Source organism: Exiguobacterium sp. SH0S1 (assembly GCF_004337165.1).
Classification (GTDB): Bacteria; Bacillota; Bacilli; order Exiguobacteriales; family Exiguobacteriaceae; genus Exiguobacterium; species Exiguobacterium aurantiacum_A.
Window position 1 is genome coordinate 12,627 of the sequence record NZ_SJVC01000005.1, and the last position, 20,889, is coordinate 33,515.

Here is a 20,889-nt window from a genome sequence, read left to right on the forward strand (position 1 = left end):
CACCGATATCCGACTATTCCAATTAGCATAATTGACGATACGTTCATTCTTATTTCATAACGGTTTCATGGTATAATGAACTTAATAATCTATGTGAAAAGTGACAATTTCAAAGGGAAGTGATGTGTTTGACTGCACCTATTTTAAGTACAGACGTTTCAATCCTCTTGTTCGGTCTCCTCCTCGTCGCGGGAGTTTTGGCCACGCGCGTGTCCACCCGTTTTGGCCTTCCTGCGTTGATTCTGTTCATGGGGATCGGCATGGTCATGGGCAGTGACGTCACCGGCTTAATCTTCTTCGATGACTCGAACCTTGCCCAGATGATCGGAATCTCCGCTCTGATCGTTATTTTGTTCGAAGGTGGTCTGCAGACGAAATGGGCCTCGATTCGGAGTGTCCTCGCTCCGTCCGCCTCGCTCGCGACGATCGGGGTCTTATTGACGGCCGGATTCGTCGCCGTAGCCGTTCGTTTCGTATTCGGTTTTGACTGGATTGAGTCTTTCCTATTCGGTGCCATCATCGGCTCGACCGATGCTGCCGCCGTATTCGCCGCCTTTAAAGGAAAGAATATCGCGCCGAAAGTCGGCGCGACACTCGAAGCCGAGTCCGGCACGAATGACCCGATGGCGATGTTTTTGACAATCCTCGCTCTTGACTTCATGTTGAAACCGGACACGACGATTTGGGACGGCATTGGGATGTTCATCCTCCAGATCATCGTCGGGGCGTTCGCCGGGTACATGCTCGGGAACCTGTCACGGCTCATGCTCAATCACTTGCGCCTTGAGTCGAGCGGCCTGCACGCCGTCCTCATGATTTCGATGGCGTTCATGACGTATGGAGTGGCCGCCTATTTCGCCGGCAGCGGCTTGCTTGCCGTCTATCTTGCCGCGATGATCGTCGGGAACGCCCACACCGCCCACGAAGTGACCATCGTCCAATTTTCGGAGGCGCTCGCTTGGATCATGCAAATTATCATGTTCGTCATCCTCGGGCTTCTCGTCTATCCGAAACAACTGTTCGACCCAGAACTCATTTGGAAAGGGCTGTTGATTTCATTTTTCCTCATGTTCGTCGCCCGTCCGATCGCCGTTTACTTATCGACGATCGCGATGCCGTTCACGCATAAGGAAAAACTGTTCATCTCCTGGGCCGGCCTAAAAGGAGCGGTCCCGATCGTGCTAGCGACGTTTCCGCTCATCGCCGGGATCGACAACAGCCAACTCATCTTCAACGCCGTCTTCTTCGTCGTCGTGACGAGCGCGTTGATTCAAGGAACGACGCTCACACCGCTTGCGGCCAGACTGAACCTGCTCGGGCCGGATAAGATTCGCTCACCGTATACGATCGCGCTCGTGTCGAGTAAACAGTCGCAGCATCAGCTCGTTCCGTATGTGGCGACAGAAACGTCATCGATGATCGGACGCACGCTCGCCGACATCACGTTACCGCCGAACACGGTCGTCAATGCGATCGTCCGCAAAGACTACCTCATCCCGCCTACGGGTCAAACGAAAATTGAGCCGGGCGACTTATTGTACGTCCTCGCCTCGACGTATCGTCACGACCAACTCGATCGCAAGTTCGGCGAAGACGGGCTTGAACGCGTCGAGCTATGAACGAACAAGGACCGTGCCCGAGGCACGGTCCTTGTTCTATGCTTTGACTCGACGCGCCGCTGCGATCAAATCGGCGACGTCTTGCTCGCGTCCGGCGTGGAGCGCCTCGACGATGAAACTGCCGACGACGACCCCGTCACACGCCTCACCGAGCGCTTGTACTTGGTCTTCCCGATGGACACCGAATCCGGCGAGTACCGGGACCGGAGACCGTTCTGTCAACGAGCGCAAATGGGCGAGCAGTTCGTCCGGGAACGCGTCGACTTTTCCGGTCGTCCCTTTGAGCGTCACCGCGTAGACGAACCCCTCGGCCTGACTTAAGATCGTGTCGATTCGTTGTTTGTTACTCGTCAATGTGACGAGCGGGACGACCGCGACCCCGTTCCGTTCGATCCCTGCGAATAGTTCGAGGCTCTCTTCGAACGGCAAATCGGGGATGATGACACCGCTGACGCCGCATGCGGCCGCACGGTCGAAGAACGGTTGGATTCCGAACCGGAACACCGGATTCAAGTATGTCATGAGGACGATCGGGACTGAGAAACGCTCAGTTCCTTCTATTAAATAATCCAACACACTAGAGAGCGTCACGCCGTTCGCGAGAGCACGCATCCCCGCCGCCTCGATGATCGGCCCGTCCGCTACCGGATCTGAGAACGGGATCCCGAGCTCGATCGCCGTCGCGCCCATCGCTTCAAGCCGCTCGATCGTCGGAATGAGTTGATCGAGTCCGCCGTCTCCGGCCATGATGTAAGGGACGAACGCTGCCCCGTCTCTATTTCGAATCGCTGTCTCTAAGCTCATTTCCGTCCCACCCTTTCTCGAATCGTATGCACATCTTTATCGCCTCGGCCTGACAGACAGATGACGAGCAAATCGTCCTCGTCCATCGTCGCGGCGAGCGTCTCGGCATAGGCGAGCGCATGTGACGACTCGAGTGCCGGAATGATGCCCTCATGTCGACTGAGTGACATACATGCCTCTAACGCTGCCTCATCGGTGACCGCCGCGTAACGGACACGCTCGATGTCTTTCAAGAAACTATGTTCTGGTCCGACCCCAGGATAATCGAGGCCGGCCGAGATCGAGTGCGCTTCTTGGATTTGCCCGGCCCCATCTTGGAGCACGTACATGAGCGAGCCGTGGAGCACGCCGACCTCACCTTTCGTGAGCGTCGCCGCATGCTTGTCCGTATCGACGCCGCTTCCTGCTGCCTCGACACCGTACAAGGCGACATCCTCGTCATTCAAGAACGGGTAGAACATCCCCATGGCGTTGCTGCCACCACCGACGCAAGCGATGACGGCATCCGGCAAGCGTCCGGTCTTATCTAAAATTTGACGCCGCGTCTCTGTTCCGATCACACTTTGGAAGTCACGTACCATCGTCGGGAATGGGTGTGGTCCAAGTACAGAGCCCATGACGTAGTGCGTATCGTCAACGTGTTTGACCCAGTAGCGTAACGCCTCGTTGACCGCATCTTTCAATGTTCGGCTGCCTGACTTGACCGGAATGACCGTCGCCCCGAGCAGTTCCATCCGAAACACGTTCAACTCTTGCCGCTCGACATCGACCTCACCCATGAAAATCGTACATTCTAAGTTGAGCAGCGCGCACACCGTCGCCGTCGCCACACCATGTTGTCCGGCACCGGTCTCGGCGACAATTTTCTGTTTCCCCATCCGCTTGGCGAGAAGCGCCTGCCCGATCGTGTTGTTGATCTTGTGGGCACCTGTATGGTTCAAATCCTCACGTTTTAAGTAGACGTTCGTCCCGAGGCGTCGACTCATGTTCTCCGCATAGTAGAGCGGCGTCTCCCGTCCGACGTATTCGCTGAGCAACTCGTCGAAGCGTTCTTGAAATTCAGGATCTAACTTCGCTTCCTCATAAGCCACCTCGAGTTCTTCAACTGCTTGCATGAGTGTTTCCGGTATATACTTTCCTCCGTACGGGCCAAACTTTCCGTTCACTGGTTGTGTGTACATGGTGTTTCCTCCTTGGCACGTCTGATGAACGTGCGAATTTTATCGATATCTTTCTCTCCATCTGTCTCGACACCGCTTGAGACGTCGACCCCGTCAGGCCGTACGTCATGCATCGCTTGTCTCACGTTGTCGGCCGTCAAACCACCGGCGAGCCAGAACGTTCGCTTGGGGCGTTCCAACTGTGACCAGTCGAGCGTCTCCCCGCTTCCGGGCGTCGGTGCATCCAGTAAGACGATATCTGCCTCTGTCTTGCTACTCGCTTCGATGATCGGCAGATTGAACTGTCGGAACGTCTCAAGCGGCAACGTGCGCCGGTGCAGTTGGATATCCGTCAATCCACACGTGATCGCCGTCTCGACCTCCTCAAGCGTCGGGTCGAGGAACACTCCGACGACACGGACGTGATTCGGGATCAACTGCCGTAGCCGTTTCGCCGTCGTCACATCGACTTGGCGTGAGCTGTTCGCGAACACGAAGCCGATCGCATCGGCCCCGGCTTCAACCGCCGCCGTCACGCTTGCTTCTGTTTTTAATCCACATATTTTAACGAACACGTCTTCAGCTCCTCAATCAACGCCGTCGGGTCATCCTGTCGCATAAGCGCCTCTCCGACGAGAATGGCTTTGGCTCCCGCGTCTCGCAGTCGGCTCGCTGATTCGCCGGTGCTGACTCCGCTCTCACTGACGAACGCCACGTTCGGATAACGCTTCATCAATTCAATCGATGTCTCAAGCGATACGTCGAACGTCTTCAAGTTCCGGTTGTTGATGCCGATCAGCACGTCCTCAAGTTCGAGCGCCGTCTGGAGCTCGGCTTCATCGTGCACTTCGACGAGCACGTCGAGGCCGATCAGGCGTGCGTGTTGCTTCAACGCGTGCAGACGAGTCGGATGTAGCGCCGCGACGATCAACAACGCCGCGCTCGCGCCGGCCGTTTTCGCCCGGTCGAGCTGCCGTTCATCGATGATGAAGTCTTTACACAGGACCGGGATATCGACGGCGTCAGCGACTTTGCGTAAGTCATCGAACGATCCGTTAAAGTACGTCGTATCCGTCAGCACCGAGATCATCGTCGCACCGGCCCGTTCGTAAACCTGAGCCCGCTCGCCCACATCCAGTTCGGCTCGAATCACGCCTTTTGATGGGGACGCCCGCTTAATTTCCGCGATGATATGAAACCCGTCCGCGACCAGCCGCTGTAACGAGATCGGCTCTGTCGCCGTGACCGTGACGTCTTGCATCTGATTGACCTCTTCGATTTTCGTCCCAATAATTTTCGTCAAGTAGCTCATGCGCCCACCTCCGTTTTTTGTAGTTGCTTAAGGACGCGGGCGGCGTGGCCCTCGTCGATGCTCCGGCTCGCCTCGGCCACACCTTCACGTAACGTCTTGACGGCGCCGTATGTGCATAACGCGAGTGCCGCATTCAACAAGACGACGTCACGCGCCGGTCCTGCCGCGCCGTTCAAAACGGCGACGAGCGTCTTCGCATTCTCTTCGGGTGTACCACCTTGTAGCGCCGACAGCGGTGCCCGCATCAACCCGACGTCTCGCGGGTCGACTTGATATCGTGCCGTCTGCTCTCCGTCAAAGAAGAGTACCTCGTTCGCACCAACGAGGCTCGCCTCATCGAGTCCGCCGGCCCCATGGACGACCATGCCCCGTTCGACTCCGAGATGGCGCATCGCCGTAGCCATCTTCTCAATCAAGTCTGGATGGTAGACGCCGATCAATTGCCGTCTCGGCTTGAGCGGGTTCGTCAGCGGACCGATTTGATTGAAGATCGTCGCCGTCCCGAGCCGTTTTCGCACCGGCATGACATGTTTCATAATCGGGTGGACATGTTGGGCGAACAAGAAGCTCAAGTTCGTCCGCTCAAGTTCAGCTAACACGTCGTCAGCACTTTGGACGATCGGGATATTCAACGCCTCGAGCACATCGGCGCTACCCGACCGGCTCGACACGCTCCGATTCCCATGTTTCGCGACCGGGATACCAAGTCCGGCGAGAACGAACGCGACGGTCGAACTAATGTTGAACGTGTTCGCTCCATCACCGCCGGTCCCACAAACGTCGAGCACAGGGAGCGTCGTCTCCGGGAACGTCGCCGCCTCACGGATATAATCGGCCAGCCCCGCCATCTCTTCGGCCGTCTCGCCGCGTGCTTTCAATGCGAGAAGCACCTCGGTGATTTGCGTTTCATCAGCTTGAAACAACTCGGAAGCCGCCTGTTTCATCTCGGTCGTCGTCACTTGGTTCGTCAGTAGTCGTGTTAACATGTCCGTTCCTCCTTAAGCGATTTGGGTATAAAAAAACTCCATACGACGTCTGTCGTATGGAGGACGGTATGGACCGCGGTGCCACCTCTCGTTGGATCAATCGATCCCACTTTCCGATGCTATCACATCGTATCCTGATAACGGTGGAAGCCGTCACGGCCTACTAACATTCAGCCGTGCTCTCATGAGCCCATTCACGTGACGGTCTCGGTCAGGATCCCACCACCCCTGACTCTCTGTACGAGACTTCTTCACGCTACTCTTCTCAATCATCGATTTAAGATTCAATTTGAAAAACAAAAAAGGGTCACTCGGTCCAACTCACAGCTCACGCTATGAGAAGGACGAGTAACCCCGTGGTGCCACCTTCGTTGGTTCATATAGAACCCGCTTCACGGACAATCATCCGCTTCCCCGTGATAACGGTGGGTAACCCGCTAAAGCCTACTAAAAATTTCGGTTTAGAGCTCGGAAGTCCATTCGCGACGTCCCACATACTGATTCACACCAACCATCAGCTCTCTGTCATGCGGGGACCGTCGTTACTTCTCTTCGTCGACGCCTTTGTTCGTTTCAGTTAAGTTAACTCGTACTATACCGTTCCCGATTCATCCTGTCAAACAAAAGTGTGCAAAAAAACTTTGCTTCTATAAGTGCGGACGAATCGACCGCATGTTTCAGAACGTCGCAAGTTGACACGTGATTTTTTTGTCTGCTATAGTCGTCCCCAACAACACTTCACTCAACTAAAGGAGATTTGACTTTGGAAACTAGTAAACTAAAACGTGAACTGTCGACCCGACAGCTCACGATGATCTCGCTTGGCAGCGCCATCGGAACGGGCCTCTTCCTCGGAAGCGGCCTCGCCATCCAAACGGCAGGACCGAGCGTGCTCGTCAGTTACGCCATCGGGGCGTTTATCGTCCTCTTGCTCATGGGTTGTCTCGCCGAGATGACCGTCGCTCATCCGACTTCAGGCTCGTTCGGCACAATCGCCGAGCGTTATGTCCATCCGCTCGCCGGCTTCTTGGTCCGTTACTCGTACTGGATCGCCAACGTCCTCGCAATCGGGGTCGAAGTGAGCGCAATCGCGATTTACATGCGCTACTGGTTCCCGGATGTGAACGGATTCGTCTGGGTCGCCGTGTTCGGCGGATTGCTCATCTACGTCAACGCTCGGCACGTCCATACGTTCGGGACAACCGAATACTGGTTATCATTCATCAAAGTCACTGCCATCATTCTTTTCATCGTCCTCGGTGCGGCCGCACTGTTCGGCCAACCGGGCTCACCAATCGAATCGATCACGACCGGAAATGAAGGGTTCTTCGCTTTCGGATTTTACGGCATGTGGGTGACAATTTTCATCTCGCTCTTCAGTTTCCTCGGGACAGAGCTCGTCGCCGTCACGGCCGGCGAGGCGAAAGACCCGGACCGCGCCGTACCGAAGGCGCTGCGGGCGACCGTTTTCCGCTTGACGTTCTTCTATTTGATCACGATCGCCATCATGCTCATGCTCATCCCATGGCAGCAGGCTGGTATCGATCAAAGCCCGTTCGTCCTCGTCATGCAGCAGTTTGACGTGCCTGGCGCGGCTAGCATTTTGAACTTCGTCATCTTGGTCGCCGCCTTGTCGGCGATGAACGCGCAATTGTATGCCTCGACGCGCATGATGTACTCACTCGCAGAAGCTGGCGACGCACCGCGTATCTTCAAAAAAGTAAGCACCAGCGGGATTCCGATGCCTGCCTTGTTCGTTTCGACAGGCGGAATCGTCCTCGCGGCATTGCTTCAAGTGTTCATGGAGACGTCGTATCCGTTCCTCATGGGCATCTCGATGTTCGGGGCGATCTTCACATGGTTCATGGTCTTCGTCTCACACTTATTCTTCCGCAAAAAGTGGACGGGGCGTAAACTCCCTGTCCGTATGATCGGCTATCCGTTCTTACCGCTCCTAGGTGCCGGGCTGCTGCTCAGCTTAATGATCACGACATGGTTTACCGATTTCAACATCTTGCTCAAGTTCGGGATCCCATGGTTGGTCGGCTTAACGATCATCTATCTCGTTCGCGAGCGATTCCGTAAGACTGACACAAAACAAGACGACATCGAGCAAGCTAACTAAAAATAGTGCCTATCCGCAATGGATGGGCACTATTTTTTCGCAAAAACGAGCACCCGTCGCGATTGACGAGTGCTCGTTTGTTTAGGATTAGAAGAACTGACGTGGGTTGACGGTGCTGCCGGCGCTCGAAGACGAGTACGAGTAGCTGCCTTGGTGGATTTCAAAGTGAAGGTGCGGGCCTGAAGAGTTTCCAGTGTTCCCGAGCGTTCCAATGTTTGATCCTTGCGTCACACGCTGACCAGCGCTGACGGATACCGAGTTCATGTGCGCATAGACAGTCGTCCAAACTTGACCGCCAATGACGTGGGCGATCATGACGTGGTTCCCGTAAGCGCCACCCCATCCGGCCCGGATGACCGTTCCAGTTGCCGAGGCCCGGATCGGTGTACCGACTGGTCCAGCGATATCGACACCGTTATGGAACGAATAGCCGAACTGTCCGCTTGCCGGTCCGAAACCTTGCGAGAAACGACCAGTCGTCGGTTGAATGAATTTCGCGCTCGATGGTGCCGGTGCCGAAGCTGTCGGCGTAGTCGGTACCGGTTTAGGAGCCGGTGCCGGTTTTGGTGCCGGCTTTGGCGCTGGCTTAGGCTTAGGTGCCGGTGGTGCAGCCGGTTTAGAAGCTGTCACATTATTTTGTGTCGTTTGGTTTGAAGACGACGATGACTGGGAATTAGTATTACTGTTCTGCTTTTTCTGAGCAGCAGCTTGTGCAGCAGCAGCTTTAGCCGCTTCTTCTTGACGTGCAGCTTCAGCTCTCGCTTCTTCGGCTTGTTGCGCGGCCGCTGCTTTGGCAGCCTCAGCTTGGCGTGCCTCTTCAGCTTTACGAGCCGCTTCTTGACGTGCTGCCTCTTCCGCACGACGACGCGCTTCTTCTTCTTCACGGCGCTGTGCTTCGATTTCAGCTGCAATCGCTTCTTCTTGAGCGATCAACGTCGCTTCGATTTCTTGTAGGTCGAAGATTTGCGTTTCAAATTCGATATTTTTCTCTTCGAGTTCTTTGATGCGAGCTTCACGCTGTTTCATCTTCTTCTCGAGTTCGGCTTGACGCGCTTCGAGTGCTTTCTGTTGCTCTAGAAGTGAGGCCCGCTCTGCTTTGAGTGCGGCTTGTGCTTCTTGAAGAGACAGACGTGTCGCTTCATAGTCGTTGAACAACTCTTGGTCGCTACGTTGGATCGTACCAGCCGTGATCATGCGTGTGATCAAGTCAGAGAAGTTTTTTGATCCAAAGATGAATTCTGCCCAGTTGATTGAACCGCCACCGTTCGTTTGCATCGTGGCCATCCGCTCTTTCATCATTTTTTCTTGAGCAATCATCTTTTTCTCGTAACCTTTAATGTCCGCTTCGAGATCTTCAATCTTCATCTCGGTACGTTTGATTTCTTGGCGTTTCGCCGCTACGTCGTAGATGATGTCTTGAAGCTGAGCGTCCATTTTATTGACTTCTTCTTGTACCTTCGAGATTTCTTTAGTGTTCTGTTCGATTTTCGAAGACGTATTCGATTGATTCTGTTTGACGCTATTGCGTTGTTCTTTAACTTTTTTCTGTTGCTCTTGCTTCTCTTTGATTGTCGTCGAGGCATCGGCTACCGAGTGCGTGCCGAGGAGCAAGGCGCTCAGCGTAAGTGTCGAGATCGTACGTTTCCAATTGATCAATGCAGACATCCTTTCTAATTTGACGGGCTAGTTTTACATATTCTATTTAAGTTCGTCGTTTTGCTATGTAACAAAAACGATTAATTTTTCAGTTTCAACACGACTAATTATATCGAAGTGTCGAATGTTTTCCTGTTAAAGTTATATTTCACTTTGATTACGACAAAGAAGAGGGAAAGCCGTTGGCATTCCCTCTTCTTTGTATTTCAACGTTTTTTCGATTTTTTATGGCTTGAAACGTTTCTGTCATAGTAGCTGAAAATAGCAAATCATTTACCTTATTTCAAAAAAGCATATTCCAGCATTTTTTCTAAACTCATCCATTTCCAAAAAACGTAAAAAAGGTCAGTCTGACTTCTCGCTCAAGGCGAAGATGACAGGACTGACCGAATGTTCGTTGCGGGTGTGAAATCGAGGGGGCTCACACGTCTAATCATACAGACGAAGTGTTAACGCTCGATGGACATTTCGTTAAAGTTTGAACGCACCGATGATGACGAACACCCACGCCGCGATGAAAAGAACACCGCCGATTGGTGTGACCGCCCCAAGTTTCGTGATGCCTGTAAGTGCCATGACATACAAGCTGCCCGAGAAGAACAGGATGCCGGCAAACATGAGCCAACCGGCTGTGTTGAATTGACTGATGCTAACTTTCGTCAAAATACTAGCGAGCGCAATGATGCCGATTGCATGGATCATGTGGTACAAGACCCCCGTCTGCCAGTTCGCGAGCATGTTCGGTGCCAGACGCTCTTTCAATGCGTGGGCCCCGAACGCGCCGAGCGCGACACCGAGTGCCATCAAGGCAGCACCGGTAATGAGTAATAATTTCATATGATTTCCCCCTTATCTCACTTTTCGTGCTGGTAAATTCCACTTCCGATAGTAGGATATCACTCGAAGCGCCGCGACGACAATCAATAACGCATACACCGGAAGTCCGCCTTCGAGCCGGAAGTAGTACGTGACGACCGCGATGATGATTGCCCAAATCGCGTACACTTCCGCCTGCAAGACGAGCGGCTTGCGCCCCGCGAGCAAGTCGCGGACGACACCACCGCCGACTCCGGTCAGGACGGCTGCCGCAATCGCTGCTGACAACGGCAAATCCAATTTGATGGCCACTTGCGCCCCTTGGAAAGAGAATGCGACCAAGCCGATCGCATCGACGATGACGCCCCATCTTTCCCAATGCGGCAAGACGACGCTCGGGAGCAGGAAGATGAGGAGCGCGACGAGAAAACAGAGAATAAATAAATCGTTTTGTTGCCAAATCAAACTGACGGGGTTGCCGAGCAAGACGTTACGGATTGCCCCACCGCCGAAAGCCGTCGTGAAAGCGAGCAACCAAACTCCAAAAATATCGTACTTTTCGTCCATCGCGATGATGGCTCCACTCGCCGCGAACGCAATCGTTCCGACGACGTTCAATAATTCCCACTCCATAAACATCCCTTGCCCTTTCTCGAAAGCATTATATGGTAAAGTAAAGATACAAAAAATCAGATCAGTCGAGCGACTGCTTGTAAAGGATGTCGGTATTTTTATGAAACGAATCGCCTTGTTCCGCATATGGATCATCGTCACAATGTTCGCCCGATTCATCATTAAGATTTATTCGTTCTCTCGCAAACAGCAGCAGGGTCTCGCCTCTCCGGAAGAGTACGAGGCGCTCATGTTGCAGCTCGCCCGCGAGTATAAACGTAACGCGCTCCGCCTAGAGGGACTGTTGATCAAGCTCGGTCAATTTTTGTCGATCCGGGCCGACTTGCTGCCGCCGTCCGTCCTTAATGAGTTGTCAGAGCTCGTCGACCGCGTACCGACGTCAGGTTGGGACAAGTCTCGTGCCATCCTCGAAGCCGAATGGGGCGTACCGTACACCCAAGTCGTGAAAGACGTCGGCATCGACGCCGTCGCCTCCGCCTCGATCGGCGAGGTCTACGGGGCCACGCTTCTTGAAAACGGGAAACGGGTCGCGCTCAAAATCCAGCGCCCGGACATCGAAAAAATCATCCGTACCGACTTCAAAGCGATGCGAATCGTCACGACGATGCTCAAACGGACACCGCTCGCCAAATCGACCGACTTAGATAGCTTATATCGCCAAATGATTTTTGTCATCGGGGATGAACTAAATTTCCAAACCGAATTAAAAAACGCGCTGTATTTCAAAGCGAAATATGCTGAAAATCCAGATGTTTATATCCCGGGCTACTACGACCATTTATGTACGAATCGGGTATTGACGATGGATTGGGTCGACGCCCGTCGCATCACCGATATTGCGTTCTTAAAAGAAAACAATATCGACCGCTCCGCTCTCGCCGAACGACTATTTACGATGGCCGCGGAACAACTATTATTCGGCGGACAGTTCCACGCCGACCCTCACCCTGGGAACGTCCAGATCCGGGCCGACGGAACGATCATCCTGCTCGACTTCGGCATGGTCGGCTCGTCGACCGCGCAAGATATGGCGACGATACGGAAGATCTTGCAGGCGTTCATCTCGCTCGATTACGACGGTGTCGTCGATGCCCTCGAAGACTTGCGCTTCTTGTTGCCGACAGCGAATAAACATAACATCCGCCAAGCGATCGAAAAAGCGGTCACATTCTATTTAGAGACCGACATTAATACGGTCGATACGAAATTGATCGAAAAAGTACTCCAAGATATCCAACTGCTCGTGAAGAACGAGCCGATTCAACTGCCGGCCGAGTTCGCCTTCTTCGGTCGTGCCGCCTCGACGTTGCTCGGGATTTTACAGATTCTCGACCCGAAAATCGATTTGTTCACGCTCGGTAAACCAATCGTGATTCAATGGCTCGAATCAGACGGGACGACAATCCAAAACCGCTACGTCATGACGGCGCTCAACTACGGCAAGAAACTGTTGAACGTACCGCCGTTGCTCGAGAACTATTTGAAAGAGCCGACCCGGAAACGGTTGTCTGAGCAGGCGATGTTCCAACGCGAGCTCGAATCGAAAGAATTGCTCCATCGCCAGACGTTCAACTCGGGTGTCATTGTTCTCGGATTGCTCGTCGGTCTGTTCGGCTACATCCGACCTGACGAATGGCTATTTTGGTCGGGTGGTGTCGTCGCCGTCGTCGCCTACTTTAATTCAAGACGCCTCGGTCGAAAGATTCGCCATTTGGCCCGTCAAGATTTTCGTGTCTAATCAGTCCGTCACTCAAGCGAGTGACGGTTTTTTGTCGTGCCTCGCTGTAAAATTGTGTATGTTTTTTGAAATCGGGTACTTTTACAATGTGACCTAGATGAAAGGGGAGAACACGATGCGAGCTGAGAACAACTTCATTAACGGTGACTGGATCGAGACGAATGAGACGATCGAGGTCCGAAATCCGGCGACCGGTAACGTAATAGCAACCGTGACAAAGAGTGACGAGACCGAGGCTGGCCTCGCTGTCGACGCGGCCCAGGCCGCTTTAAAAGACTGGCAGCAGCGGACAGCCGAAGACCGGGGCGCCCTACTGCTCGAATGGCATCGCTTGATCGATGAAGAGACGGAAGCGCTCGCGCGAACGATGGTCGAAGAACAAGGCAAACCGCTGAAAGAAGCGATCGGCGAAATCCGTTACGCCAACGGATTCATCGAGTGGTATGCCGCGGAAGGACGACGCGTCTATGGTGAGACGATCCCTGCTTCTTCAAACGAGAAACGTATTTTCGCGATCAAACAACCGGTCGGCGTCATCGCTGCCATCACGCCATGGAACTTCCCGGCAGCGATGATCACCCGCAAATTGGCACCGGCTCTAGCAGCCGGTTGCACCGTCGTCTTGAAACCGGCCTCGGCGACACCGCTCACAGCGATTGAACTCGTCAAATTGGCCGAGAAGGCCGGTTTCCCGAAAGGTGTCATCAATCTCGTGACCGGCAGTGCCGCTCGTATCGTCAACGTTTGGCAGCACGATTCACGTGTGCGCAAGCTGACGTTCACCGGGTCGACCGAAGTCGGCAAGACGCTCATGCGCGGTGCCGCCGACACGATGAAGAAGATCTCGCTCGAGCTCGGTGGCCATGCCCCGCTCATCGTCACGGCGAAAGCGGACCTCGACAAGGCCGTCCCGCAAGCAATCGCGACCAAGTTCCGTAACGGTGGACAGACATGCGTCTGCGCCAATCGGATTTACGTCGAGAGTTCGATCGTCGACGAATTCTCGGAGCGGTTCATCGAGGCCGTGCAAGCGCTCAAGGTCGGGAACGGGCTCGACGACGGCATCGACATCGGTCCGCTCATCGACGAGGCTGCGGTCGAGAAAGTGATGAAGCACCTCGAGGACGCCCAAATCCGTGGGGGTGAGATCACGGGCGGCGAACAGCTTGACGGCTTGTTCGTCCGCCCGGCCGTCGTCCGCTATGCGAACGAAGATATGCTCTGCATGAACGAGGAGACGTTCGGGCCCGTCGCCCCGATCGCTTCGTTCAACACGCTCGACGAAGTCATCGAGCGGGCGAACGCCACGCCGTTCGGCCTCGCGTCTTATATCTTCACACAAGATATTAACGAGGCCCTTTACTTGGCGGAATCGCTCGAATACGGGATTGTCGGCGTCAACGATGGCCTGCCTTCGACCCCGCAAGCGCCGTTCGGCGGATGGAAACAGAGCGGTCTCGGCCGTGAAGGCGGTCATCACGGCATCGAAGAGTTTTTAGAAGTGAAATATATTTCGCTTGGACTATAAAAAAAACGCCTGTTGAATTTTTTCAACAGGCGTTTTTTCAGTTGTCGAGCCACGTCACCAAATCGTTTGGCGTCGCGATCACATAATCGGCGAGCGCCCACTCGTCCTCGTTCCCGAAGCCGAATCCGGTCAAGACGACCGGGAAATCATGGGCCCGGCCCGCTTCGACGTCCGACTTGCGGTCACCGACCATGACATAATGTGCATCTCCGTGGCGCAGGCGGTGCGCCGTCAAAATATCGGCCTTCTTCTCGCCACCAACCGATTCGAGACATTCAGGTGCCGTCATGAACTGACGGATGCCTTGCGTATCGAGGATCAAGTTCATATAGTGAACGCCACAGTTGCTTGCCGTCGTCAACGTATGCCCGTTCGCGCGAAGCGTCTCAAGCATGTCGTAGATGCCGTCAAACAAGACGTTTTGCCCCGCCATCGCCTGCTCGAGCGTCTCGTGACGAAGTTTGCGGATGAGACGGATTTCTTCACGCGTCGCCTCCGGGATGACGTGCTCCCAAAAGGCGTCCCCAGCCAAACCGTAGCCAGACCGGACCGCGTCCTCGCTCGGCTTTTCAAGATGCGGAAGCTGTTCGAGCGCCTCGTGAATCGCTTTCGTCATCGGAACGGTCGTGTCGACGAGCGTCCCATCGATATCGAATAAAATGACTGCCATGTCGGTATCCCCTCTCTCTTTCCTATTCTCCTACCGTAGCAGACTCGCCTCCAAATCAAAAGTAGAAACATCAGCCCACAAAAAAACGGCTGAACGAAATCGTTCAACCGGTTGTTGCTCAGCCGCGCCAGAAGCTCATGCCGCCTTTGACCGAGTAGACGTCTGTATAGCCCGCACTCTTCAGCATCGCCGCTGCCCGTTGGCTCCGCATCCCGCTTTGACAGATGACGTAAACGGGACGTTCTTTATCTTTTGGGTATTGTGCTGCCGCGTTACCGAACCCTGAGAGCGGTACGTTTTTCGCTTGTTTAATGTGCCCGCCTTTATATTCGTGCGGCTCCCGCACATCGAGCAGTTGAATGTTGCGCTCTTCCGCAATCTTTCGCTTCAACTCGTCCGTCGATACTGTTTTCGTGCTGTTTCGCTTCGTCCACCAAAAATAAATCAATCCGATCACCACTGCGACAAACAAAAAATCAAGCATGGGCACGCCTCCGTTGTTTAAAAGTTTTAGTATCTCCATTATACCCCCTATGGTATATAAGTCAATGTGGACGCCTCATAAAAAAAGCCATGCCACGAGGGCACAGCTTAGAAATCGAGCAGCGAATCGGTTTTAGGTTCGTCCTCATCCTCTAGAGGGATGCCGAGGAATGCGGCCATTTGCCGGTCTAACGGTTGCTTCGGCTCCGCCGAGACGACAGGTGCCTGCGCGACCGGTGCGGCGGGTGTCGTCTCCGCCAACATGAGCTCACAGTAACCCATCAACTTGGCCAGATGGCGCTTTTGCGTCTCTCCGCTCGACTGTTCGATTTGACTCATCACGTGTTTCATTTGCGCGATGACTTGTTGCTCAGTGATCATAGGTCGAACACATCCTTTTCCCTCTCATTTTGAAGCAAACCTGTCCCTCGCCGCAAGTGTCTTGCTCGGCTCAGTCGGATTCAGACCGTGTCTCGACCCATGATGTGAACGCCTCGAAATCGAAACGGACTTGGTTGGCGTAAAAATGGGCCCAGCGTGAGATTTGACGCACGAACAACGGCAGCGCGTCCCCGATGGCTTCCGCAATCTGTTCGCTCGCCTCATACTCGAGAACGTTCGCGTCCGCATCGGCCCGGGCATGGATTTTCGCCGTGATCTCGGCTTGGACTTTTAACGTTTCGATCAGCGACGATTCGTTCTTGATGTGCTTCGCTTTCACTTTCCGTTTGTAGGGCGAACGTTGCCGCACATAATACTCGTTGCCGTCGATCGTGAAGTAACCGAGATACGGGTCTTGGCTATGCACCATGGCACGTTGGGCAGCGATGACCCGCGCACCTTCATGGGACAGGCCGTCCTCGAACAACGGATGGGTCGGCAAAAACAAGGACGGGACGGCCGATTGCGCTTGCTTCATCTCTAAGATGACGTCCTCGTCATGTTCCTCGTCGGCCCCTTCGATCAAGATATAGTAACGTTCGAGCCCGATCGAGGCCGTCCCGCTCTCGCGTTTAATGGCGATGTCTTTGATGTCGTAATGATCGGCGTGATGGCGATGCTCTCCCGACAACGAGTTCAAATACTCAGGCCAAGCCTGTTTGATTTTCGTCGCCGTCTTCTCGCTGACCGGTATTAAGTCATCGCTCGTCGCGAAGTAACGTTCTTCGTCCCGGACTTCGGTCCGTTCCGACATGAACGCGTCTTGCTTCTTCTCTGCCTTCTTGATCACTTTTTTGATGGCTTTAGACGTATTCGCTTTCGTGAACTGCACGTCTTCGTCTTTCCCTTTCGCGTACCGTCTGATGGCGAGCGCATACGTCTCGGCGTATACTTCAATCGCTTCGTTGGAATCGAAGCCCGATTCGGCGGCGAACAAGTCGACAGAAATGGCCATTCTGAGCACATCGAACAAATACGAACCGAGGTACGCCTCATCAAAGTCGTTCACATCATAAAGGATCGTCCCAGCCCCGTCTCCGAACACCCCAAAGTTTTCAAAGTGAAGATCCCCTTGAATGAACGTCGGATAGGCCTCGCTCGTGTCGAAAGCAAGCGGTACTTTCGCAAAATCGTAATAGAACAAATGCGAGCTTCCGCGAAAGAACGAGAACGGGCTCGTACTCATCTTGTCGTACTTTTCACGCCGCGCCGTTTCGGTCAGGTTTCGGATCGAATGATCGTAATAATCTAGAACCGTCGCGATCGTATCACGGCGAATTTGTTGTTTGACGGATGTGAACATGGCTGTCTCCCCTTCATGCGTCGAATAGATGTTTGTATTCCCCGTATCCCGCAGACTCGAGCTCTTCTTTCGGGATGAATCGGAGCGAAGCCGAATTGATACAGTAGCGTAAGCCGCCGAGTTCTTTCGGACCATCGTCAAATAGATGACCGAGGTGACTGTCGGCATGCTTCGAACGCACTTCCGTCCGGACCATGTGGTGCGTCGTGTCCATGTTCACATCGAGCTGCTTCTCTTCGATCGGCCGCGCGAAGCTTGGCCAGCCACAGTTCGACTGGAACTTGTCACGGGACGTGAAGAGCGGCGTACCATCGATCACATCGACGTACAGCCCTTCCCGTTCCTCATCCCAATACTCGTTTTGAAACGGCGGTTCGGTCCCGTTCTCTTGCGTGACTTTGAACTGCATCGGTGTCAGACGGTCTTTCAGTTCCTGTTTTTGTTTCTTATCGCTCCACGCCTCTTTCACAAACTTGGCGCGACCCGAGCCGACCCGATACATCTCGTAGCGGAACGGATTTTTCTTATAGTAGTCTTGATGATAGTCCTCGGCTTCCCAAAACGTCTTGGCCGGACGGATCTCGACTTCGATCGGACGTTCGAACCGTCCCGAATTCTCGACTTCTTGCTTCGAGCGTTCGGCCGCGTCCCGTTGTTCTTCCGAATGATAGAAGATGGCCGGTCGATACGATTCGCCGCGGTCGTTGAACTGTCCGCCCCCGTCTGTCGGATCGATTTGTCGCCAGTAAATCCGAAGCAGCTCTTCGTATGAGATGACCTCCGGGTCGAACGTCACCTCGATCGCCTCTAGATGACCCGTCGTCTCCGAACAGACTTGCTGGTATGTCGGATTGTCGACGTGTCCGCCTGTGTAACCGGACACGACTCGTTCGACACCTTCGTATTTATGAAACGGTTTGACCATGCACCAAAAACAGCCTCCCGCAAATGTAGCTTTTGCCATAATGAATCCCTCCTTACTATGTAGTGTACCCAAAAAAGCACGCCGACAACAAAAAACGAGAACCCCAAACGTGTTCTCGTCTTCAGTCTTCGACCCGGTTCATATGGCGCATCACTAAAAATAAAATCACACCGACGATCGCTGCCCCGAGTATGGTCAACACCAGGTTGTTTCGTGCCGATAATGTGTAAAAGATGGCTAAACCGATTAAGATGAGCGCGATCGGAATGAACGCTCGTTTAAAATGATCCCAATAACGCACGGACAGTCCCCCTTTTCATCTATCATACCAAACTTTTTTGCTATTATAGAGAGGAAGATACAATCACGGCCAGAAGGAGGACCCATCCATGGATTTTGACCAGTTGTGGGCGAACCGCCCGACTTTGTTGTGGGAAGACCGGCTGAACGAAGGCGACGACGTCTATACGCTGTCAGCAATCCTCGCTGTCGACGCCGCGCTCCGGCGTTATACGAGCGCTTTGACCCATTCCGACGGCACAGAATCCTCGATCCTATCGGCAGTCCGCGATGTCGTCCTGCGTTTGAACGGCCTCGACGAAGAGCACGACCATTTTATCGAGACGCTCGAGCGTGAGGAGCTGTACGACTTCATCCGAGCCGGTGCAGCCATCGCCGGGTATGAAACCAATGAAGACGTCACGGAGGAATGGCGTGAATGGTAACAGTTTGACGATTCATCGCGATTCACAGTTGTCATACTTGAATTAATGATTTCTATCTCGTACAAGGGGACACGTGTATGCTCACCATCATCAACTCTTTTTTCATCAACCTTTGTATTCTGTTCACCCTGTTCACCATCTCGTTCTTGCCGTTTCGTAACCGGCCTCGAATGACGCCGCAGTCACCTTTAAAGTTGCGTATCCTGCTCGGTATCCAGAGCGGTCTCATCGCCTTGATTTTGCTCGCGAACGCGCTTCATCTCGAAAAAATATTGATCGACCTTCGTTCCATCCCGATTATGCTCGCCGTCTTGTTCGGCGGATGGATGAGCGGTGTCGTCGCCGGTATGTTGTTTCTCATCGGTCGTTTTTTCATGATAACGGATGGCGAATACGTCGGATTTTACTTAGCTATCGCGACGATGGTCGCACTCGTACTGCCGACAAGTCTGTTGCGGCTCAAGCTCGACAACACCCGTAACACGCTCCTTGTCTTCACGACGATCAGCGTCGCCGCGTTCGGGTCGGCGCTCTACTATGCCCTCCCGCTCGAGCTGTTCTATCCCATTTTATTCGTCTATATCGTTATGATCTACGCCGGGGCTTGTGCCGCTTATCGCTTGCTCCAAGAGCTGAGACGCCACTTTGAGAACGTTCAGCATCAGCAGCAACTCGCCCGTACCGACGCTTTGACCGGCATCGCCAACCGCCGTCTGTTGAATGAGGCGATGGCCAACTTGACCGTCGAGGCGGAAGCGTACGCCCTCATCCTCGTCGATATCGATCACTTCAAACGCGTCAACGACACGTACGGTCATGATGTCGGGGACGACGTACTACGCGAGCTCGGCATGTTGCTCGTCACCGAAAGTGACGACCGACATCTCGTCGGTCGCTTCGGTGGTGAAGAATTTCTGATCGTCATGCCGAACGCCAAAAAGGACGAAGTGACCCGTCTCGCCGAATCTATACGAGAAAAAGTCTCGACGTTCCCATTCGAGACGAGTGCAGGCACGCTTCACATCACGGTCTCGCTCGGAGCCTGCCATTCGAACGATATCGAAGTCGATAGCGTTTTGAAGCATGCCGACGAAGCGTTATACCACGCAAAAGAATCTGGACGAAACCGTTTCATTTTGGCTTGATGAAGCCGATAACGTTCTCAAAACTTTACTAACTTTGACAGTTTTCCCGCTTTACTTTCAACTAGCGAATCGGTACACTAGGCTAGACTTTGGTTAGAATAAACATAATTAATCATAGATTTGACTAGAAAAAGGGGAAACACATTTCATGACAATATTGTTATCGCTATTCGGATTGATGTTCGTGGGATCGTTCGTCCTCGACTATCAACGTGGCAAGACGTTCCGACAGTCGCTCTTTGGGGGAGTCGACACAATCAAACAGAACCTACTCATCTTTTTACGCACGTCCCTTTCGATGATGATTTTCATCGGGCCGCTCCTGCTTATGTCCATGTTTGCCTTCTCAAAACTTGTGACGTTCGAGACGGTAGCCGCCTTTATGATCGCCGTGCTTAGCATCGGCTTCGCCGAGCGCATCATCGGGATGATCGTCGCCCCGCTCGTCCGGACGTTTTGGCATCAACGCGGCAAGCTGATGCCGCTCTATCTCGATGCTGGACTCTACGTCTTCTTGCTGTCGATTCTCATCTTGGAGTTTCTCATGAACATCCCGGGTGTCGAATTGAACGCACCGGCAGTCGCTGTATTTTACGCGTTCGCCTTGTTCTACATCCGTTATTTGTTCAGCTTGATCCGCTTTACACTCAGTAAAGGCGTCCCGTCAAACTGACTCGACTCGTATGACCTCGACCGCAGACATCCCGTCTGCGGTTTATTTTTATTTTTCTAATTGACAATGAGAATCGTTATCACTTATACTCGAGTTGTAGCTGCCACAGCTGGACGTAACCGTTCCCCAAACTTGTTACGGCCCGTG

At 53.5% G+C, this 20,889-nt stretch carries 21 protein-coding genes and 2 other annotated features; of the genes, 7 read left to right on the top strand and 14 right to left on the bottom strand.

Going from position 1 to position 20,889, the window contains the following annotated elements:
* The first annotated feature begins 122 nt into the window (after positions 1–122).
* Positions 123–1,619, top strand: coding sequence for a potassium/proton antiporter (locus EVJ20_RS11750; protein WP_131464728.1), 1,497 nt, complete (start codon positions 123–125; stop codon positions 1,617–1,619).
* Positions 1,620–1,655: 36 nt separating this feature from the next.
* Here the strand turns inward: EVJ20_RS11750 and trpA are convergent, their stop codons facing one another.
* From trpA to trpD, 5 genes are read right to left on the bottom strand one after another with little or no spacing between them, the layout of a single operon-like run.
* The gene (trpA, locus tag EVJ20_RS11755; RefSeq protein ID WP_131439350.1) at positions 1,656–2,423 is read right to left on the bottom strand and encodes a tryptophan synthase subunit alpha; all 768 of its coding nucleotides are present in this window, start codon (positions 2,421–2,423) and stop codon (positions 1,656–1,658) included.
* Entirely contained in the window at positions 2,420–3,604 is a 1,185-nt protein-coding gene (gene trpB / locus EVJ20_RS11760) for a tryptophan synthase subunit beta (protein WP_016508329.1), read from the bottom strand. Before trpB ends, trpA begins: the two co-directional genes overlap by 4 nt.
* Positions 3,586–4,158 carry a phosphoribosylanthranilate isomerase gene (locus EVJ20_RS11765; RefSeq protein WP_131508278.1) on the bottom strand — a complete coding sequence of 191 codons (573 nt, stop codon included), beginning with the start codon at positions 4,156–4,158 and terminating at the stop codon, positions 3,586–3,588. The genes trpB and EVJ20_RS11765 overlap by 19 nt, the downstream gene beginning before the upstream one ends.
* The gene (trpC, locus tag EVJ20_RS11770) at positions 4,134–4,895 is read right to left on the bottom strand and encodes an indole-3-glycerol phosphate synthase TrpC (RefSeq protein ID WP_131508280.1); all 762 of its coding nucleotides are present in this window, start codon (positions 4,893–4,895) and stop codon (positions 4,134–4,136) included. Before trpC ends, EVJ20_RS11765 begins: the two co-directional genes overlap by 25 nt.
* On the bottom strand, positions 4,892–5,881 hold the full coding sequence (trpD, locus tag EVJ20_RS11775; protein WP_070329136.1) for an anthranilate phosphoribosyltransferase: 990 nt from the start codon (positions 5,879–5,881) through the stop codon (positions 4,892–4,894). The genes trpC and trpD overlap by 4 nt, the downstream gene beginning before the upstream one ends.
* Before the next feature lie 56 nt (positions 5,882–5,937).
* Positions 5,938–6,163: a binding site (T-box leader), on the bottom strand.
* A gap of 55 nt (positions 6,164–6,218) precedes the next feature.
* Positions 6,219–6,449, bottom strand: a binding site (T-box leader).
* 189 nt (positions 6,450–6,638) lie between these two features.
* On the opposite strand from trpD, the gene EVJ20_RS11780 reads away from it, so the two are divergent.
* On the top strand, positions 6,639–8,006 hold the full coding sequence (locus EVJ20_RS11780; RefSeq protein ID WP_370252057.1) for an amino acid permease: 1,368 nt from the start codon (positions 6,639–6,641) through the stop codon (positions 8,004–8,006).
* Between the two features lie 87 nt (positions 8,007–8,093).
* On the opposite strand, the gene EVJ20_RS11785 is transcribed toward EVJ20_RS11780, so the two are convergent.
* From EVJ20_RS11785 to EVJ20_RS11795, 3 genes are all read right to left on the bottom strand, one after another.
* Positions 8,094–9,671 (bottom strand): murein hydrolase activator EnvC family protein, encoded by a 1,578-nt coding sequence (locus EVJ20_RS11785; protein ID WP_131464736.1) that lies wholly within the window; start codon positions 9,669–9,671, stop codon positions 8,094–8,096.
* A gap of 462 nt (positions 9,672–10,133) precedes the next feature.
* Complete coding sequence (locus tag EVJ20_RS11790) at positions 10,134–10,499, bottom strand: DUF423 domain-containing protein (RefSeq protein WP_016510107.1); 366 nt, start codon at positions 10,497–10,499, stop codon at positions 10,134–10,136.
* 12 nt (positions 10,500–10,511) lie between these two features.
* Complete coding sequence (locus EVJ20_RS11795) at positions 10,512–11,117, bottom strand: trimeric intracellular cation channel family protein (protein WP_131490285.1); 606 nt, start codon at positions 11,115–11,117, stop codon at positions 10,512–10,514.
* Between the two features lie 94 nt (positions 11,118–11,211).
* Here EVJ20_RS11795 and EVJ20_RS11800 point away from each other — a divergent pair, with 94 nt between their 5' ends.
* Entirely contained in the window at positions 11,212–12,849 is a 1,638-nt protein-coding gene (locus EVJ20_RS11800; protein WP_016510103.1) for an ABC1 kinase family protein, read from the top strand.
* A 115-nt stretch (positions 12,850–12,964) separates the two neighbouring features.
* The gene (locus EVJ20_RS11805) at positions 12,965–14,377 is read left to right on the top strand and encodes an NAD-dependent succinate-semialdehyde dehydrogenase (protein WP_131464738.1); all 1,413 of its coding nucleotides are present in this window, start codon (positions 12,965–12,967) and stop codon (positions 14,375–14,377) included.
* Positions 14,378–14,414: 37 nt separating this feature from the next.
* Here the strand turns inward: EVJ20_RS11805 and EVJ20_RS11810 are convergent, their stop codons facing one another.
* From EVJ20_RS11810 to EVJ20_RS11835, 6 genes are all read right to left on the bottom strand, one after another.
* Positions 14,415–15,047: an HAD family hydrolase gene (locus tag EVJ20_RS11810; RefSeq protein ID WP_131464741.1), complete on the bottom strand. Its 633-nt coding sequence runs from the start codon at positions 15,045–15,047 to the stop codon at positions 14,415–14,417.
* A 118-nt stretch (positions 15,048–15,165) separates the two neighbouring features.
* Positions 15,166–15,531 carry a rhodanese-like domain-containing protein gene (locus EVJ20_RS11815; protein ID WP_070329175.1) on the bottom strand — a complete coding sequence of 122 codons (366 nt, stop codon included), beginning with the start codon at positions 15,529–15,531 and terminating at the stop codon, positions 15,166–15,168.
* A gap of 107 nt (positions 15,532–15,638) precedes the next feature.
* Positions 15,639–15,911 (bottom strand): DUF5327 family protein, encoded by a 273-nt coding sequence (locus tag EVJ20_RS11820; protein WP_131439374.1) that lies wholly within the window; start codon positions 15,909–15,911, stop codon positions 15,639–15,641.
* Between the two features lie 70 nt (positions 15,912–15,981).
* Positions 15,982–17,274 (bottom strand): DUF2252 domain-containing protein, encoded by a 1,293-nt coding sequence (locus EVJ20_RS11825; protein WP_131508282.1) that lies wholly within the window; start codon positions 17,272–17,274, stop codon positions 15,982–15,984.
* A gap of 13 nt (positions 17,275–17,287) precedes the next feature.
* Positions 17,288–18,238 carry a peptide-methionine (S)-S-oxide reductase MsrA gene (gene msrA, locus EVJ20_RS11830; protein ID WP_131508284.1) on the bottom strand — a complete coding sequence of 317 codons (951 nt, stop codon included), beginning with the start codon at positions 18,236–18,238 and terminating at the stop codon, positions 17,288–17,290.
* A gap of 82 nt (positions 18,239–18,320) precedes the next feature.
* On the bottom strand, positions 18,321–18,500 hold the full coding sequence (locus tag EVJ20_RS11835; RefSeq protein WP_016510109.1) for a hypothetical protein: 180 nt from the start codon (positions 18,498–18,500) through the stop codon (positions 18,321–18,323).
* A gap of 88 nt (positions 18,501–18,588) precedes the next feature.
* Between EVJ20_RS11835 and EVJ20_RS11840 the strand changes: the two genes are divergently transcribed.
* The 3 genes from EVJ20_RS11840 (at position 18,589) to EVJ20_RS11850 (ending at position 20,742) form a co-directional block, all read left to right on the top strand.
* Positions 18,589–18,924 (top strand): hypothetical protein, encoded by a 336-nt coding sequence (locus EVJ20_RS11840; protein WP_131508286.1) that lies wholly within the window; start codon positions 18,589–18,591, stop codon positions 18,922–18,924.
* A gap of 77 nt (positions 18,925–19,001) precedes the next feature.
* Positions 19,002–20,069, top strand: coding sequence for a diguanylate cyclase (locus tag EVJ20_RS11845; RefSeq protein WP_131508288.1), 1,068 nt, complete (start codon positions 19,002–19,004; stop codon positions 20,067–20,069).
* A gap of 148 nt (positions 20,070–20,217) precedes the next feature.
* Positions 20,218–20,742, top strand: coding sequence for a hypothetical protein (locus EVJ20_RS11850; protein WP_070329148.1), 525 nt, complete (start codon positions 20,218–20,220; stop codon positions 20,740–20,742).
* Positions 20,743–20,889: the final 147 nt, after the last annotated feature.

Excerpts from the sequence above, each read along its gene's own strand:
- EVJ20_RS11805 (WP_131464738.1), top strand. The coding sequence starts at position 12,965 with ATGCGAGCTGAGAACAACTTCATTAACGGTGACTGGATCGAGACGAAT.
- EVJ20_RS11750 (WP_131464728.1), top strand. The coding sequence starts at position 123 with ATGTGTTTGACTGCACCTATTTTAAGTACAGACGTTTCAATCCTCTTG.
- msrA (WP_131508284.1), bottom strand. The coding sequence starts at position 18,238 with ATGGCAAAAGCTACATTTGCGGGAGGCTGTTTTTGGTGCATGGTCAAA.
- trpA (WP_131439350.1), bottom strand. The coding sequence starts at position 2,423 with ATGAGCTTAGAGACAGCGATTCGAAATAGAGACGGGGCAGCGTTCGTC.
- trpB (WP_016508329.1), bottom strand. The coding sequence starts at position 3,604 with ATGTACACACAACCAGTGAACGGAAAGTTTGGCCCGTACGGAGGAAAG.
- EVJ20_RS11825 (WP_131508282.1), bottom strand. The coding sequence starts at position 17,274 with ATGTTCACATCCGTCAAACAACAAATTCGCCGTGATACGATCGCGACG.
- EVJ20_RS11850 (WP_070329148.1), top strand. The coding sequence starts at position 20,218 with ATGACAATATTGTTATCGCTATTCGGATTGATGTTCGTGGGATCGTTC.
- EVJ20_RS11840 (WP_131508286.1), top strand. The coding sequence starts at position 18,589 with ATGGATTTTGACCAGTTGTGGGCGAACCGCCCGACTTTGTTGTGGGAA.
- trpD (WP_070329136.1), bottom strand. The coding sequence starts at position 5,881 with ATGTTAACACGACTACTGACGAACCAAGTGACGACGACCGAGATGAAA.
- EVJ20_RS11820 (WP_131439374.1), bottom strand. The coding sequence starts at position 15,911 with ATGATCACTGAGCAACAAGTCATCGCGCAAATGAAACACGTGATGAGT.
- EVJ20_RS11800 (WP_016510103.1), top strand. The coding sequence starts at position 11,212 with ATGAAACGAATCGCCTTGTTCCGCATATGGATCATCGTCACAATGTTC.
- EVJ20_RS11815 (WP_070329175.1), bottom strand. The coding sequence starts at position 15,531 with ATGCTTGATTTTTTGTTTGTCGCAGTGGTGATCGGATTGATTTATTTT.
- EVJ20_RS11795 (WP_131490285.1), bottom strand. The coding sequence starts at position 11,117 with ATGTTTATGGAGTGGGAATTATTGAACGTCGTCGGAACGATTGCGTTC.
- trpC (WP_131508280.1), bottom strand. The coding sequence starts at position 4,895 with ATGAGCTACTTGACGAAAATTATTGGGACGAAAATCGAAGAGGTCAAT.
- EVJ20_RS11785 (WP_131464736.1), bottom strand. The coding sequence starts at position 9,671 with ATGTCTGCATTGATCAATTGGAAACGTACGATCTCGACACTTACGCTG.
- EVJ20_RS11845 (WP_131508288.1), top strand. The coding sequence starts at position 19,002 with ATGCTCACCATCATCAACTCTTTTTTCATCAACCTTTGTATTCTGTTC.
- EVJ20_RS11810 (WP_131464741.1), bottom strand. The coding sequence starts at position 15,047 with ATGGCAGTCATTTTATTCGATATCGATGGGACGCTCGTCGACACGACC.
- EVJ20_RS11790 (WP_016510107.1), bottom strand. The coding sequence starts at position 10,499 with ATGAAATTATTACTCATTACCGGTGCTGCCTTGATGGCACTCGGTGTC.